General features: G+C 42.5%; 16 protein-coding genes, 1 rRNA gene and 1 riboswitch. Of the genes, 2 read left to right on the forward strand and 15 right to left on the reverse strand.

Annotated elements, in window-relative coordinates; translation table 11 throughout:
* Positions 1-103 precede the first annotated feature (103 nt).
* The 3 genes from ENH88_RS05960 to yaaA all read right to left on the reverse strand — a co-directional run bounded on the left by ENH88_RS05960 (position 104) and on the right by yaaA (position 3,623).
* Positions 104-2,113: an alpha-amylase gene (locus ENH88_RS05960; protein WP_304180624.1), complete on the reverse strand. Its 2,010-nt coding sequence runs from the start codon at positions 2,111-2,113 to the stop codon at positions 104-106.
* A 305-nt stretch (positions 2,114-2,418) separates the two neighbouring features.
* A complete protein-coding gene (locus tag ENH88_RS05965) occupies positions 2,419-2,607 on the reverse strand; it encodes a DUF1289 domain-containing protein (RefSeq protein WP_304180626.1) in 189 nt (62 codons plus the stop codon).
* A 236-nt stretch (positions 2,608-2,843) separates the two neighbouring features.
* On the reverse strand, positions 2,844-3,623 hold the full coding sequence (gene yaaA, locus ENH88_RS05970) for a peroxide stress protein YaaA (RefSeq protein ID WP_304180628.1): 780 nt from the start codon (positions 3,621-3,623) through the stop codon (positions 2,844-2,846).
* 248 nt (positions 3,624-3,871) lie between these two features.
* On the opposite strand from yaaA, the gene tal reads away from it, so the two are divergent.
* Positions 3,872-4,822, forward strand: coding sequence for a transaldolase (tal, locus tag ENH88_RS05975; protein WP_304180630.1), 951 nt, complete (start codon positions 3,872-3,874; stop codon positions 4,820-4,822).
* Positions 4,823-5,011: 189 nt separating this feature from the next.
* The gene (locus tag ENH88_RS05980) at positions 5,012-5,200 is read left to right on the forward strand and encodes a DUF3545 family protein (protein WP_304180632.1); all 189 of its coding nucleotides are present in this window, start codon (positions 5,012-5,014) and stop codon (positions 5,198-5,200) included.
* Between the two features lie 194 nt (positions 5,201-5,394).
* Here the strand turns inward: ENH88_RS05980 and ung are convergent, their stop codons facing one another.
* From ung to rrf, 12 genes are all read right to left on the reverse strand, one after another.
* Positions 5,395-6,057 (reverse strand): uracil-DNA glycosylase, encoded by a 663-nt coding sequence (ung, locus tag ENH88_RS05985; RefSeq protein ID WP_304180634.1) that lies wholly within the window; start codon positions 6,055-6,057, stop codon positions 5,395-5,397.
* Positions 6,054-6,911, reverse strand: a complete 858-nt coding sequence (locus tag ENH88_RS05990; RefSeq protein ID WP_304180636.1) for a cobalamin-binding protein — start codon at positions 6,909-6,911, stop codon at positions 6,054-6,056. The genes ung and ENH88_RS05990 overlap by 4 nt, the downstream gene beginning before the upstream one ends.
* On the reverse strand, positions 6,911-7,510 hold the full coding sequence (gene cobO, locus ENH88_RS05995) for a cob(I)yrinic acid a,c-diamide adenosyltransferase (RefSeq protein ID WP_304180637.1): 600 nt from the start codon (positions 7,508-7,510) through the stop codon (positions 6,911-6,913). Before cobO ends, ENH88_RS05990 begins: the two co-directional genes overlap by 1 nt.
* Positions 7,500-8,996, reverse strand: coding sequence for a cobyric acid synthase (locus tag ENH88_RS06000; protein WP_304180673.1), 1,497 nt, complete (start codon positions 8,994-8,996; stop codon positions 7,500-7,502). The genes cobO and ENH88_RS06000 overlap by 11 nt, the downstream gene beginning before the upstream one ends.
* Positions 8,996-9,523 (reverse strand): bifunctional adenosylcobinamide kinase/adenosylcobinamide-phosphate guanylyltransferase, encoded by a 528-nt coding sequence (gene cobU, locus ENH88_RS06005; protein ID WP_304180638.1) that lies wholly within the window; start codon positions 9,521-9,523, stop codon positions 8,996-8,998. The genes ENH88_RS06000 and cobU overlap by 1 nt, the downstream gene beginning before the upstream one ends.
* The gene (locus ENH88_RS06010) at positions 9,520-10,320 is read right to left on the reverse strand and encodes an adenosylcobinamide-GDP ribazoletransferase (protein WP_304180640.1); all 801 of its coding nucleotides are present in this window, start codon (positions 10,318-10,320) and stop codon (positions 9,520-9,522) included. Before ENH88_RS06010 ends, cobU begins: the two co-directional genes overlap by 4 nt.
* The gene (gene cobT / locus ENH88_RS06015) at positions 10,320-11,384 is read right to left on the reverse strand and encodes a nicotinate-nucleotide--dimethylbenzimidazole phosphoribosyltransferase (RefSeq protein WP_304180641.1); all 1,065 of its coding nucleotides are present in this window, start codon (positions 11,382-11,384) and stop codon (positions 10,320-10,322) included. The genes ENH88_RS06010 and cobT overlap by 1 nt, the downstream gene beginning before the upstream one ends.
* Before the next feature lie 4 nt (positions 11,385-11,388).
* On the reverse strand, positions 11,389-12,384 hold the full coding sequence (locus ENH88_RS06020; protein WP_304180643.1) for a FecCD family ABC transporter permease: 996 nt from the start codon (positions 12,382-12,384) through the stop codon (positions 11,389-11,391).
* Positions 12,374-13,207: an ABC transporter ATP-binding protein gene (locus ENH88_RS06025; protein WP_304180645.1), complete on the reverse strand. Its 834-nt coding sequence runs from the start codon at positions 13,205-13,207 to the stop codon at positions 12,374-12,376. Before ENH88_RS06025 ends, ENH88_RS06020 begins: the two co-directional genes overlap by 11 nt.
* Before the next feature lie 83 nt (positions 13,208-13,290).
* A riboswitch (cobalamin riboswitch) is annotated at positions 13,291-13,433 on the reverse strand.
* Positions 13,434-13,456: 23 nt separating this feature from the next.
* The gene (locus tag ENH88_RS06030) at positions 13,457-14,071 is read right to left on the reverse strand and encodes a histidine phosphatase family protein (protein ID WP_304180647.1); all 615 of its coding nucleotides are present in this window, start codon (positions 14,069-14,071) and stop codon (positions 13,457-13,459) included.
* Between the two features lie 106 nt (positions 14,072-14,177).
* Positions 14,178-14,606 (reverse strand): FKBP-type peptidyl-prolyl cis-trans isomerase, encoded by a 429-nt coding sequence (locus tag ENH88_RS06035; RefSeq protein WP_064666343.1) that lies wholly within the window; start codon positions 14,604-14,606, stop codon positions 14,178-14,180.
* 288 nt (positions 14,607-14,894) lie between these two features.
* Positions 14,895-15,009, reverse strand: a 5S ribosomal RNA gene (gene rrf / locus ENH88_RS06040).
* Positions 15,010-15,011 lie beyond the last annotated feature (2 nt).

The raw sequence follows: 15,011 nt of genomic DNA on the forward strand, positions 1-15,011 counted from the left end.
CTTTTACTGGCAAACACCTAAGTGGTCTGATCCAGCAAGGTAGAGCTAGCCTTCGCCACTAAACACATACTCATGGTTTAGTTGCGGTGTTCCTGTAATAAAATTAGAAGTTGCGTATTTCTACAGTTGAATTACTAAACTCGAACTTATTAATTTTGCCGCATTGAGCAACATGATTAGTACTAACATAAGGGGTGTTTGCTTGCGCTATATCGCCCTCCCAGCCCTGACCATTTTTAATAAACGCTTTGACCTCAAACCAGCCATTAACCGCTTTGCTGCAATCCATATCAACATCGAGCAGCCAATAATGCTCCCCCCAAATATTTAGCGGTGTAACACCAAAGCCATCGTTAGCAACGGTTTTTTCTGCTCCCCAAGTTACGGGCCAAATATTAGTGGTCCAATCGGTTGCCGTGCCTTGCGCTTCAGTACTTTGGCCACTTTCAACACCGTACCAATCTAGGTAGTTGTCGTTCGCTTTCCAAGGACTGGTAGTGGCATTTTTTAAATTATTGTGGCGAATTGGCATCGCACATTCAAAATTACTTGTTTGGCAGTTACGTCCAAGGTTTGTGTTTGCATAAACATGGTCAATCCCGCCGCGAATAAACATATCTTGGCCACTTTGCGTTTGTGCGCTAATAAATATCACAGTGCGCTGCCAATCACTCTCAGGATCGGGGGTGGTGCTTGTGGTTAACTTGGCATTTTTATGAATAGCCATTGCATCCCACGCAGCCACATTTAAGTTAATAGTGCCATTAGCATTAACCGTTATAACTTCACCAGTACAACTTGTTGCATCATTAGTCAGATGTCCTTTTAACACGTTACAGTATTGTCCTGGAGTCATATCTGTTTGCACGGTGGCATTGAGTGTTGACTCTTCTTTGTTAATTGCGACATGGCCAGCGCTTCCTCTACCAAAGGCTATTTGATTATTTGTATTATCCCACCAATTGGTTGTTGCCCAGTTATCTGTCGTGTTATTTCTAAAATCTACGCCACCGGCAATGTATGACCAACGATGTTCACATTGCCAATTACTTGCAAAGCATTCTAAATTACCGTTGTTATGCACAGGTACGCTTGGGCCACCGGCATCAGTATCACCATCAAAGTCATAACTAGACATTACTTTTGGATAACCATACGGGTAAGCCAACATAAATACATTTGCTAAGTCGTACAAACGGCCATCGGCAAAGGTAATTACATTGCCAGCGCCACCATGACCACGTTGATTATCGTGATTATCTACAAATACCACAGCTGATGCACTTGGCATAAATCCCCAGCCTTCACCAAAATTACTTAACCATGCGAGTGAGCCATTTCTAAAGGTATTGCCAAGCTCAGTGCTGTATTTAAATTCAGTCACTAAACCTGTGGCTAAGTATTCTGAGGCTGCTACAGCCTCGCCACCTTGATCAATCACTTCTTGAAATACCACTGGCGAACCATTTACTTTCGCCATTAAACTTTGAATATCACTGGCTGCAACGTGTTTAGCTGCATCAAACCGAAATCCCTTAACACCAATGGCTTGTAATTCATTAATGTAAGCCGCTAATGTGTTTTGAACATACGTTGCAGCTGTATCTAAATCAGCTAAGCCGACTAACTCACAGTTTTGTACTCGGTAACGATCGTTGCCGTAGTCTGAGCCATTAATGGTGCAACTGGTGTGAAAGTCTTGTGGGCTATAAATTGGGTATTGTTTATTACCATAGGTATTACCAGCGGTGCCTGTTCCACTGCCTGCCGCCATATGATTGATCAAGGTATCTACATAAATATCAACGCCAGCGGCATCACAACGATTAACCATATCAATAAACTGCTCACGGCTACCGCCTCGGCTTTGTAACAGGTAACTGACAGGTTGATAACGCGTCCACCATTGACTGCCAATGATATGCTCATTGGGTGGTGAGACCTGAACCGCAGCATAGCCTTTAGGTCCTAGGTATTGTTCACATTCTAGGGCGACATCTTGCCAATTCCATTCAAATAAATGGACGAATGTGGTGGGTGCTGCATTTGCAATCGATGCAGTACTTAAGCCAACGCTTAGCCCTATCGTGGTTACTATTTTTTTAATTTTCATTGTGTTTTCCATTATGTTGTCATTTAGGTACTTTTACATTTACAAGCGATTAACAATAGAATGGTTCTAACAGAATAAAAATTGAATACGTATGCAACCTCACACGCTAATAAATCGTTCAGTATATTTAACAAAAATTGACCCACTAAATATTTACTGCAAATACAATGAAACGAGCCTATCGCTAACATGCTCTATTTTTCTGTGCCGCGGCTTGGGATGTGCTGTGGTGAGGGTGTTTATAGAGTGGTTGCTCTTGGAATTTGAGGTAAGTCCTGCGAACTAAATTTTAAATGACAACGCGATTACTTATGCTGAGCGTTTTTACGAATTTGGCATTCATTAAGGATCTGCTGTTTTTGCTCTAAAGTAGCACTATGCCACGCTAAAATGTCAGCGAGTGTTCTAAAGCAACCAAGACATATATCATTATTATCTAAACAGCAGTGACGAATACATGGATTTTCGGGCTGTTCAGTGTGGCTGTTACTCATAACGTCAAACCTTCGACCTGATTAACTCAAAACTAGTTGCTGTTTTAGTTGGTGTCTAATGTTATTACCAATTATTACGCTGCAAATAGTGTAAAAATGTACATCGGCTAGATAAGAAATGCACAGTTAAAGCGCGAGGAAAACTCGCGCTTATGAGCTTATTTCACTCTGCCCTTTGCCACTTTCAGATTGTTCAGATCTCGAGCTGTGAGCATTGTTACAATAAAGTTAGCAATCTAATTTTGCTCATCACGCAAAAATACCGGTTCAAGCTCTTTTTGGCTCGCTTCGCTACTGAAGTAGTAACCATCGACAGTAAACTTTTTTAAATCGCTTAACTGGGTAACTTTATTCTCAATAATGTAGCGAGCCATCAAGCCGCGGGCTTTTTTCGCGTAAAAGCTAATAATTTTATATTGGCCGTTTTTGCAGTCTTTAAAGTGCGGAGTAATGATTTGCGCGTTTAAGGCTTTTTTATCAACCGCTTTAAAATACTCATTTGATGCTAGATTTACTAAATATTGGCTATCTTGCTCTGCCAGTACGGTATTGAGTTTGTCAGCAATAATAGTGCCCCAAAACTCATAGAGGTTTTTACCACGGCTATTATCAAGCTTAGTGCCCATTTCTAAGCGATACGCTTGCATTAAATCAAGTGGTTTTAATAACCCATAAAGACCTGACAAAATACGTAAATGACTTTGTGCATAATCAAGTTGCCCAGCAGTTAAGCTGTTGGCATCTAAACCGCCATATACATCGCCATTAAAGGCCATCACAGCTTGTTTAGCGTTGTTGCTAGTAAACGGCTGTGACCATTCACTAAAGCGCGCAGCATTAAGGCCTGCTAGCTTATCGCTAATTTTCATTAAACTGCTAATTTGTGCTGGCGTTAATTCGCGGCACACTGTCATTAACTCTTCGCTGTGTTCAAGTAACTCAGGTTGCGTGAATTTATCGGTACTTGCTTGGCTCTCGTAATCTAAATTTTTTGCAGGTGAAATAACAGTGATCATAGTTAGCTATTGACTTGGAAATTATTTAATGTCAATTTCAACATTAAATGAAACGAAAAGCACGTTTTGTTTATATCAATCTGCTTGAATTGATTGGTATGATACCTACCTTATTCGCATAGCAGATTAAGCAATGCGCCTTCGTTCTTTACTGATACGGACATAAGACCTATAAAGCACTGTCACAGTGTTGCAGTATAAGGTAGTTACAGTATTTTCTTTTAACTTGCTTGGAATGAGGAAAGCAAATGACTTCAGCTCTACAAAGGCTCAAACAACATTCATCTATCGTGGCCGACACTGGTGATATTGAAGCGATTAAAAAACACCAACCAGAAGATGCAACAACTAACCCTTCACTGCTATTAAAAGCCAGTGAAATCGCAGCCTATAAGCCGTATTTAGATAAAGCGTGGAGTTATGCTAAAGAAACCGAGCAAGACGCTGCTAAACAATTAGAACTTGCCTGTGATTACTTTGCCGTATTGCTAGGTAAAGAGATCAGTGAAATCGTACCTGGCTACATTTCTACCGAGGTTGATGCGCGCTTATCATTTGATACCCAAGCGACCATTAATAAAGCCCATACCTTATTAAGTCTTTATGAAAAAGAAGGTGTGAGCAAAGACAAAATCTTAATCAAGGTTGCTTCAACATGGGAAGGGATTAAAGCCGCTGAGCAGCTAGAAAAAGAAGGCACTAAGTGTAACTTAACCTTGTTATTTAGTGATGCCCAAGCCCGTGCTTGCGCCGATGCGAATGTATTTTTAATCTCACCATTTGTTGGCCGTATTTTAGATTGGCACGTTGCTAACGGCTTAGAAAAACCAACCGATCCATTACAAGATCCAGGCGTGCAATCAGTACGCAGTATTTTTGAATTTTATAAGCGCCATGATTATAAAACCGTAGTTATGGGCGCAAGTTTCCGTAACACCGGTGAAATCATCGCACTAACTGGTTGCGACAAGCTAACGATTAGCCCGAACCTTTTAGAAGAGCTAGGTAACCTTGAAGGCGCACAAGAATATTTACTTGAAAGTGATATTGCTAAAGAGCCAAAGCCAGCACCATTAACTGAAGCACAGTTCCGCTGGTTACATAATCAAGATGCCATGGCGACTGAAAAACTAGCTGAAGGTATTCGCTCATTTGCAGATGCCCAAGAGCAACTAGAAGCACGCTTTAAAGCGATGTAACCGCTTTTATCGGCTCGTTAATTAATAAAAGACTAAACGTCGTATTTACGACGTTTTTTTATGCCAAAAATAATCCCTATTCATTAATTTATCACTTACCTGTAACATAACCGTCACTTTTTTATTCTATTTTAGTTTGGCCTGTGGTATAGGTATTTCCGAGGTTCAAAAAATCAATAGGAGAAGTTCATGGATAGCCTAGACGATATTTTAGAAATATTAGAAGGTCCTGATACAACAAGAAAGGCCTCTCAGAAAAATAAAAAGAGAAAATGGCGCGAAATAGAAGCTTTAAAAGATAAGCATCGTTTACGTAAAGAACTACAGGAGTTAGATTTTTTTGCAGACAATATTGCGATTGATGAATTAGATTTTTAATTTACACAGCGCAGTACAACTAACCAACTAAAGGGCCCTTACTGAGCTGTAAGGGGCTTTATTTTTGTTAAATTAGCTACATTTTGCGCAGGCTAACCTACATGCATTGAATTACAATTTGTGTAGTCCATATAAGCGATTTTACATCGCGACAAAGCCTCCAATCTGCGCGGGATAAACCCCGCCTACAATTGTTAAACTTGCCAATCAATCGCACTCTTACCTTGCTGCGTTAGTAGCTGATTAGTTTTGGAAAAATGCTGACAACCAAAAAAGCCACGATGTGCAGACAGCGGCGACGGGTGTGGGCCATTTAAAACATAATGCCTTGAGCTATCAATACCTTTACCTTTCTTTTGTGCGTGCGCCCCCCATAAAATAAACACCACACCTTCACAGTGTTGATTAATATGGGCAATCACCTGATCAGTAAACTGCTCCCAACCTAAGTGCTTGTGTGAATGTGCTTGGCCTTGCTCAACAGTCAGCACTGTATTGAGTAAGAATACGCCCTGCTCTGCCCAGCGTTGTAAGTAACCATGCTCAGGGATACTAAAGCCTGCAATATCTGTAGCCAGCTCTTTATAAATATTTTTTAATGATGGCGGCAGTTTACGCAGTTCAGGCAACACTGAAAAACATAAACCATGTGCTTGGCCTTCGCCGTGATAAGGATCTTGCCCGAGCATCACCACTTTTATTTCATCCAGCGGTGTTGCATCAAAAGCGCTAAATACATGCGATTGTGCTGGGTATACAGCAATACCTTGGCTGCGTTTTTGTGCAACCACAGCAAGCGTATCTTGCATATATTGCTTTGCACATTCGGTTTTTAAAAAGTCTTGCCAATTACTCATTGTGGCTCCTTAATTACGGCGCGTGAGGCATCCATTTTAATACACATATCAGCAAGACCATCGAGCATTCGCGTGGTAAAACGATGTAATAAATCAGCATTAACATGAACAAATTGATTATGCTTTACTGCTGGCACTTCTGGCCATGACGACCAATCAATCACAGTTTGCGGCTTTTGTGATTTTTCGCCTGGTAATATTATCACCTCAGGTTTTGCTACAACCACATTCTCAATGCTGATCTGCGGGTAATCCGTACGGCTGTTTGCAAATACATTGCGCCCTTGGCAAATGTCGATTAATTGATTGATCCAGGTATTTTTCCCTACCGTCATCATCGGCTCTGGCCACAATTGATAAAACACCGCAATGTTGCTCTTATCACTATATTTGTCTTTAATGACTGCAATTTTATTTTCAAATTTAATCGCCGCTTGCTCAGCCGCTTGCTCACGTCCAGTGAGCGCCCCTAAACGGCGCAATTCAGTTGGTACTTTATTAACGTCGCTCGCATCACTGTAAAAAACCTCAATACCAAAGCCTTCGATACGGGCTAAATCTTCAGTTTTACTGCCGGTTTTCCAGGCTAACACTAAGTCTGGTTTAAGTGCTAATAGCTTCTCCAGCTGAATGCCTTGATGACCACCAATGCGCACAATATCATTTGCCGCAGCGGGAAAATCGGCATATTCAACAGTGCCAACTATTTGCTCACCCGCACCTATGGTATACAGGTTTTCAACGATATGCGGGGCAAGGGCAACAATTCTTAATTGCTGCTTATTAGGCTCAGCCACGAGCTTAAAGCAGCACAAAGCCAACGATAAAACGAGTATAAACCTAAACCTAGCCATTAGTAATCAAACCCTATTTGTGCTTTAACACCGGCGTCAAACGCGTGCTTAACATTGCGTACTTCACTTACGGTATCTGCTAAGTCAGTTAACTTGCGGTGCGCACCACGACCAGTAATAATTAAAGATTGCATTGGCGGACGATTAGCGATCACTTCGAGTGCTTCCTCTAAATCAATGTAACCGTAGGTGATCATATAAGTAATTTCATCAAGTAATACTAAATTAATTGATTCGTCAGCCAACATACGCTTAGCTTCTTGCCACGTCGCTTGCGCCGCTGCGGTATCTGATTCTTTATTTTGCGTCTCCCAGGTAAAACCGGTGTTCATAATGACAAATTCAACCCCTGCGCCTTGCAATACATTGCGCTCTCCACAGGGCCAAGTACCTTTAATAAACTGGCACACGGCAGCTTTCATGCCATGACCTACACAACGTGTTACGGTGCCAAACCCTGAGGTTGATTTACCTTTGCCGTTACCGGTGATCACCTGAAAAACGCCTTTCTCTGTTTGTGCCGCGGCAATGCGCTCATCCACTTTATCTTTTACTTTTTGTTGGCGTTGCTGGTGTTTGTCGTTATTTTTATCGCTCATGCTTAACTCCTTCCCAAGTTTGGTAAATTTGCGTTATTTTGTCTAAATCTAAATGTTCTTTGCACATGTTCGCTAAGCGCGTTAATTGCTGTTCGCGATGTGTGTCGATATCAATTAATTGCGTAATACCACTATTTGGCAATACCCAATCGAGTATCAATTGCGTGGCTGCGCTGCTATCAAACAAGCCATGTAAGTAAGTACCTGCTATACAGTTATCTTTTGATATAAAACCGTCTTGCGCAACATCATTAGGATGTTGCGTAAATTTTAAAAATGGCTGTTCAAATGCGGCGCCTTGGCTGCTACCGGCATGAATTTCATAACCGCTCACTTTGGCTTGCTGGCCCTGTAAAGTGATCGCTCCCTCAGCTTGGGTTAGTACTTTTTGCTGCCCGAGATGAGTAACAAAATCAGCAAAACCTAAGCCTTTACATTGAGTTTGCTTTGATTCAACTCCATCAGGGTCAAAAATATCAGTGCCCAACATTTGTAAGCCACCACAAATACCGAGTAGTTTACCGCCGTAACGTAGGTGACGCTTAATTTGCTCACCCCAGCCTTCATTGTTTAAAAAGGTCAAATCACTGATCACATTTTTGCTACCAGGGATAATAATAAGATCAACATCTGGAATTGCTTGGGTATGGCGTACGTAATTAGTATCAATGTGTGGATTTAATCGCAGTGCATCAAAATCAGTATGATTACTAATATGTGGCAACAGTAAAATGGCTATTTTAATTTTCGCTTGGCTGACTTGGTTATCTATCGCGACAGCATCTTCGGCATCTAAGGCGAGATCATGCAAATAAGGTAATACACCTAATACAGGTTTACCGGTGTACTCTGCAAGCCAATCAAGGCCACCTTGCAATAAACCTATATCGCCACGAAAACGGTTGATCACAAAGCCTTTTACTCGTGCTTGTTCTGACTCGCTTAACAATGCAAGAGTACCGACCAAATGCGCAAACACACCGCCTTTATCTATGTCTGCAATAATGATCACGGGGCAATCAACCGCTTCGGCGTAACCCATATTAGCAATATCACCAGCACGCAGATTGATTTCAGCAGGGCTGCCTGCCCCTTCAACCACTAACAGTTCAAACTCTTCGCTTAAACGTTGTTGTGAGGCGAGCACCGCATCCATCGCGACTTTTTTATAATCGTGATATGCCTGCGCTTCCATATTACTAATCGCTTTGCCGTGAATAATCACTTGCGCGCCAGTATCACTGTTTGGTTTGAGTAAAATAGGGTTAAAATCAACCCGTGGCGCTACTTTAGCGGCAATTGCTTGTAATGCTTGCGCACGACCAATCTCGCCGCCATCTTCGGTTACAGCGCTATTTAAAGCCATATTTTGCGGTTTGAATGGCGCAACTTTAATGCCTTGCTCAACAAATACCCGGCACAACGCTGCCACTAAAGTACTTTTCCCTGCATCAGAAGTGGTACCTTGTACCATTAATGTTTTCATCATGACTGCTCTTTTAATGTTAAGGCAAGACCTGCCATGATAAATTCAACCCTTGCAGCGCTTGCGGCTATGGCTTGATGTAGCCAACCCGATTCATCGACAAATTCACGGCTTAATTCACCCAGTGGCACAATACCGTGGCCCACTTCATTACTGACAAAAATGACCTGCCCAGGTAAATGTGCAAGAGCCGTTAACAGCGCTGCTTTTTGCTCATTCCAGCAGTCAGCTCTGGCATGGCATAAACAGTTACTGAGCCACAACGTTAAGCAATCAACTAAAATACAGTTGTCTTTAGTACTGTATGTTTGTAGCGCATCGGCTAATGTTATTGGCTCTTCAACCAACGGCCAATCGGTGGGACGCTGTTGTTGATGGTGGGCAATACGTGCTTGCATTTCACTATCATGGGCTTGCCCTGTGGCGAGGTAAATAACCGCTTTATTACTGTTTAGAGCTAACTGCTCGGCAAAACGGCTTTTACCACTGCGCGCGCCGCCTAAAATAAGTGTGTGGTTAAGGCTCATAATAGACTCACTAAGGTAAGGTAAATAATCACTTCACTGAGCTGTTGTGCCGCACCTAAACAATCGCCAGTGTAACCAGCTAACTGCTGCTTAAACCAGCGGATCATGATTACTCTGAGGAGCAGTAATACTGCGATAAGAATGAATGCGGTTTGCCATAACAATATGCCAACGGCAATCAGGCTAACCAGCAAAGTAGCGGCGGTTAAAAGTAACGTGGCCAAACTGGTGACCGATAAATGCATCGCCAGCGGTTTTACTTTTGCAGTAGCATCAGCGCTTACATAATTCATACTGAATATTAAGCTGGTCGCGACGGCGCGGCTTAGGCATTGCCCAATCACAATTGCACTCAGCACACTTAACAATGACTCACTTAGAAAGAGTAAGCTCTGAAATTTCGCTAGCAGTATGATAAATAATGCCGCTGCGCCATAGGTGCCAAGACGGCTGTCTTTCATAATGGCAAGTTTTTGCTCTACCTGCCAACCGCCACCAAAACCATCCCATACATCAGCCCACCCATCTTCGTGAAAGGCACCCGTTAATAACAGTCCCACAGCCATCATTAGTAATACGCTGATTGAAGGGGGTAACAGCAGCTGGAAAACACTATATGCCAGTGCTAACAACCCGCCGAGTAATAACCCCACCAAAGCAAAGTAGCGGCTTGCTTGATTTAAATGAGCGCCCGTTACCACAAAGTTTAGTGGCACTGGTAACCGGGTTAAAAAACTGATTGCCAGTAACAGCAGCTGCCATTGCGTTACTGTATTTTGCTCATGATTAGGCTGCATTAACTAACAACCTGCTCAACACCGGCGTCAGCAAAGCTGGCCATCTGATTATAAAAACCAAGTGCGGCTTGCAATAGCGGAAGGCTCAACGCCGCGCCCGTACCTTCACCTAAACGTAAATCAAGTTGCAGCAGTGGCGTAACATTTAGCGCGTCTAACATCAGTCGATGCCCTTGCTCGTTTGAGCAATGCGCAAAAATTAAATAATCTTTCACTGCTGGGTTAATCGCGATAGCAACCATAGCTGCGGCGCTACAAATAAAACCATCAACGACTACAGCCATGCCCTGCTCAGCAGCAGCAAGCATAGCACCGGTAATATGTACAATTTCAAAACCGCCTAACGCAGCAAGCAAAGTGATAGGATCAGTAAGTTGTGATTTATGTAATCTAAGAGCTTGCTCGACTACCGTTATTTTGCGCTTTACAATATCATCGCTCACCCCAGTACCTTTGCCTACACACTGCTGCGCCGGTAAATTAAGCATGGCTGCCATAAGTGCTGCAGCACTGGTGGTGTTACCTATGCCCATTTCGCCAAAGGCAATGGTATTACAGCCATTATGGCTAAGCTGCTGCAGCAACTGTGTTGCGTTATCAAAACCTTGCTGAACCTGCATAGTACTCATCGCCATCTCAGTATTTAATGGCTTAGTGATGCTACCTAAACGGCAGTCGTGCACACTCGGTGCTGTGACTGGATGCAAAATGCCACAATCAACCACTTCTAATTGCCAGCCAAGTTGTTGGCAAAATACATTAATAGCGGCACCACCGCTGACAAAATTAGCAACCATTTGTGAGGTTACATCACTTGGTGCTATCGATACACCTTGTGCTGCCACACCATGATCCCCTGCAAAGACCAACAAAGTAGGCTTAGTGATACTAGGAGTAAATGTTTTAAAAGCATCTTTGTCAGCCACGTTTTGGCTAAATAAAGTAACCAATTGTGTGGCACATTGCTCCAATTTCCCTAGTGCACCAAGGGGTTTAGTTTTATGATTAATTTTATCCGCAATTAAGTTGCTATATTGATTGGTGACTGTAGGTATATTAAACATCTGACTAACTCTCTCGCTTGCGAAAATAAAGTAATGATAAAAAGAACACGCTGCCGATTGCAGAAGTGATCACTCCAATAGGTAACTCTTGATTCGCTAGCAAAATACGCGATAACACATCGACCCATACCATAAATGTGCCGCCAACGAGTGCAGTCATCATTAAGCCACTAGGCGTACCTTGAGAGACAAAAAAGCGCACAATATGCGGGATCATCAACCCAACAAAGCCAATCCCACCGCACATAGCCACTAACACCGCAGTGATCAATGAGCTGAGTATCAGCATTAACAGTCGAAACCGTTGCACTGGAATACCGAGTGTCACGGCACTTTCATCACCTAGTAACATGGCATTGAGCTGACGGCGAAAGCCCATCATTACAGCTGTACAACTTAAAATCACTAAAGCAGGTAGCCAGAGCGTAGCCCACTGAGCGCGAGCAAAGCTGCCGAGCGTCCAAAATAAAATAGCCGTGATCGCTTGTGGATCACTAAAATACAGCAGCAAACTGGTAAACGCGCTAAATAAAAAGGATAAAGCAACCCCTGCCAAGAGCATGGTTTCAACTTGCCCGCGCCCAGTACGTCCGGCAATAAAAACCAGTAATAACATAGTAACTAAGCTACCAACAAAGGCGGCCGCAGACATGCTGATACCAGCACTCACACCAGTGATAGTAATAAAGCAAACCACCCCAAATGATGCGCCAGATGAGATACCAAATAAATAAGGGTCGGCCAATGGATTACGAGTAACGGTTTGTAATATTAACCCCGCAATCGCCAAACCCGATCCAGCTAAAAAAGCGAGCAATGTGCGTGGCATGCGTAATTGCCAAATGATCCGCTCAATAAATGAGTCACCTCCTAGGCCAATAATGCTATGGTATACATCAATAAACTTACTCGGCGCAGCACCAAAGCTTAACGCCATAAAAATACTCACAACAGCTATTATCAGCGCCGCAATAACTGCCAAAGTGTGCTTACTTGCCATTATTCACTCCCGCCTGGTAACCATAAAAATAGGTAATACGCGGAATCGCTTTCTGTAATTGCTGGCTTTGCGGGTGCTGCGATACTTCAGCGCAGACACCAAATACATCGCTGAGCATTTTTTCTGTGATCACTTGCTCTGGCGTACCTGATGCTACTAACTGGCCTTGTTTGAGTACCAACAGTTGATCACACATACTTGCGGCGAGGTTAAGATCATGAAACGACGCCAAAATGGTCAGATTAAGTGACTTGGCCAGTTCCATTAATTGGATTTGATACTTGATATCTAAATGGCTGGTTGGCTCATCCATTATTAATAACTTAGGGCCTTGAACAATTGACCGTGCAATTAATGCGCGTTGTTTTTCACCCCCTGAGAGTGAATCAAAATTTTGTGTTAAGTGATGGCTTAAACCCACTTGTTCTATCGCTTGTAAAACAACTTGCTGATCTGCTTTTGTGGTCGCACTAAATAAACTTTTGTGTGGCGTAAGGCCAAGACTGACAACATCATACACTGACAAATTAAATTGCGAAGGTGTCTCTTGCAGTACAACGGCAACTTGCTTGGCATAATCATCTGCGCTCAATTGCCAAATATTACGCCCAGCAAATTGCACCTCACCACTTTGTGGTTTGCTATAACGATATAGGCAACGCAACAAACTTGATTTTCCAGCACCATTAGGGCCAAGCAAACCGATAAATTGCCCTGCTTTTATCGCAAAATCGATATCTTGTAAAATAGCAGTATTGGCTACAGACCAGGATAAGTTGGTGACTTTAAGTAAAGCAGGCGCAGTTGCGTCAGGTGTATGCAATGTGTTGTTCTCTCTCGCGATAGCAAACCCACAGCACTACAAACCATGACTTCATGGTGATAATAGAAGAGTTAACCCGCTCATTGATTCAAATTAACGTATTTTGTATCTGACTTATCACTCATGTGACTTACAGTTGCGGGTACAGTTGAGGACTTTCACCCCATTCCAAAATACATAAGGCTCTATTATGGGCAGGTGAGTAAATATTTCAATGAATATCTTTCTAGACGGCTACAATAGGGGTGATTAGAATACAATTTTTGGCCACGAGACAGCATTTTCATCAATAAAAATATCAATACAAACCAGTTTGCCATAGCCGATGGAAAATATATCTTGCTGCTGAGACTGTTTAGGTAACTGGCAAATTATAGCGAGTAGCTGTTTGATCACCCCAGCATGAGTGATCACCAACTGCGCTTGAGTCTCGGTTTTAGCAATATCAACTAATAGGGTTTGCCACCATGTCGCAACACGTTCATGGAAATCAGCCATAGACTCTCCACTGGGCGGAGTTACATGCCATGGGTCTTGCCAAAAATCACCAATACTTGGGCTATGCGTTTGTTGCCATAAAAATTCATATTTACGACCATCCCACTCACCAAAGTTAAACTCTCTGATTTGATCCGTTAGGAGAAGTGGAATTTGTTGGCGATTGGCAAGCTCTGTAGCAAATACGCTGCAACGTTTCAGTGTAGAGCTAATAATGCGCTCAATATTCACAAGTTCAGCACAGGCAATATTTAGCTGCTCGACTCCAATATCGCTTAAAGCAAAGTCGGTATGTCCAGCCAACACTCCCTGCTCGGCAAGCTCTCCATGGCGCAATAAATAAACACGGCTAGAGAATGGTTTCATAATATCCTTTACATGAGTAGTAATTATCCGGGGATGTAATTAACCTGAACGCTTGATAATCAATCGATGAGTAAAACGCTCAATCACAGATCTAATTAAGTAATTATTAGGCTAAACGTATCAAACGAACATCAAAATGCAGCACCGCATTAGCCCCAATTTTACCACCATTACCTTTACGGCCCCAGGCCAGTTCAGCTGGAATAACAAATTCATAACGAGATCCTACCGACATAAGTAGAATGCCTTGTCGTAACCCTTCAATTGCCTCAGCTAATGCAAACACTTCAGGCATGCCTGCTTTATAACTGTCTGCAATCACACTTCCATCTGCAAGCATAATACGTTGATTGATAACAACTGTATCTAGGTCAGTTACCCGTTCGCCTGACACTTCATCAATAACCTTATACATTAAACCTGAATCACATAGTTGAGTATCAGGGTGAGCACTAAACTTAGCAATAAAACTTTCACTGTTTTTACGATTGAGCCCTGAAGAGCCTTTTGATTTGGTTGTTTTTTTACGACCCACGTGAATCCACTTATTTGTATTATAAATAAAATGGTTTATCGCATAAATAGAATATTGAACGCAAGTCTTATAATGAGTTTCGAGTTTCGAGTTTCGAGTTTGCGAGTTTGCGAGTTTGCGAGTTTGCGAGTTTGCGAGTTTGCGAGTTTGCGAGTTTTACAAAAATAAACTTTTCGCGCCCTATGTCAAGCGTTCGCTAACTTTACTCTCGCTAACTTTCCCCTCGCTAACTAAGCATAAAACGTAAAAAAGCCGCTTCATTTCTGAAGCGGCTTTCTTTAATTTGGAGCCTGGCGATGACCTACTTTCACATAACAAATGCTACACTATCATCGGCGCTGTTTCGTTTCACTACTGAGTTCGGCATGGGGTCAGGTGGGTCCAAAACGCTATTGTCACCAAGCA

This window comes from Pseudoalteromonas prydzensis, from assembly GCF_011050055.1.
Lineage (GTDB): Bacteria > Pseudomonadota > Gammaproteobacteria > Enterobacterales > Alteromonadaceae > Pseudoalteromonas > Pseudoalteromonas prydzensis_A.

What these genes read in the sequence shown, in the direction of transcription:
- cobO (WP_304180637.1), bottom strand. Translation starts at nt 7,510, where the DNA reads ATGAGCGATAAAAATAACGACAAACACCAGCAACGCCAACAAAAAGTA.
- ENH88_RS05965 (WP_304180626.1), bottom strand. Translation starts at nt 2,607, where the DNA reads ATGAGTAACAGCCACACTGAACAGCCCGAAAATCCATGTATTCGTCAC.
- ENH88_RS06020 (WP_304180643.1), bottom strand. Translation starts at nt 12,384, where the DNA reads ATGGCAAGTAAGCACACTTTGGCAGTTATTGCGGCGCTGATAATAGCT.
- ENH88_RS06030 (WP_304180647.1), bottom strand. Translation starts at nt 14,071, where the DNA reads ATGAAACCATTCTCTAGCCGTGTTTATTTATTGCGCCATGGAGAGCTT.
- ENH88_RS05960 (WP_304180624.1), bottom strand. Translation starts at nt 2,113, where the DNA reads ATGAAAATTAAAAAAATAGTAACCACGATAGGGCTAAGCGTTGGCTTA.
- ENH88_RS06000 (WP_304180673.1), bottom strand. Translation starts at nt 8,996, where the DNA reads ATGAAAACATTAATGGTACAAGGTACCACTTCTGATGCAGGGAAAAGT.
- tal (WP_304180630.1), top strand. Translation starts at nt 3,872, where the DNA reads ATGACTTCAGCTCTACAAAGGCTCAAACAACATTCATCTATCGTGGCC.
- ung (WP_304180634.1), bottom strand. Translation starts at nt 6,057, where the DNA reads ATGAGTAATTGGCAAGACTTTTTAAAAACCGAATGTGCAAAGCAATAT.
- ENH88_RS05980 (WP_304180632.1), top strand. Translation starts at nt 5,012, where the DNA reads ATGGATAGCCTAGACGATATTTTAGAAATATTAGAAGGTCCTGATACA.
- cobU (WP_304180638.1), bottom strand. Translation starts at nt 9,523, where the DNA reads ATGAGCCTTAACCACACACTTATTTTAGGCGGCGCGCGCAGTGGTAAA.
- cobT (WP_304180641.1), bottom strand. Translation starts at nt 11,384, where the DNA reads ATGTTTAATATACCTACAGTCACCAATCAATATAGCAACTTAATTGCG.
- ENH88_RS06010 (WP_304180640.1), bottom strand. Translation starts at nt 10,320, where the DNA reads ATGCAGCCTAATCATGAGCAAAATACAGTAACGCAATGGCAGCTGCTG.
- yaaA (WP_304180628.1), bottom strand. Translation starts at nt 3,623, where the DNA reads ATGATCACTGTTATTTCACCTGCAAAAAATTTAGATTACGAGAGCCAA.
- ENH88_RS05990 (WP_304180636.1), bottom strand. Translation starts at nt 6,911, where the DNA reads ATGGCTAGGTTTAGGTTTATACTCGTTTTATCGTTGGCTTTGTGCTGC.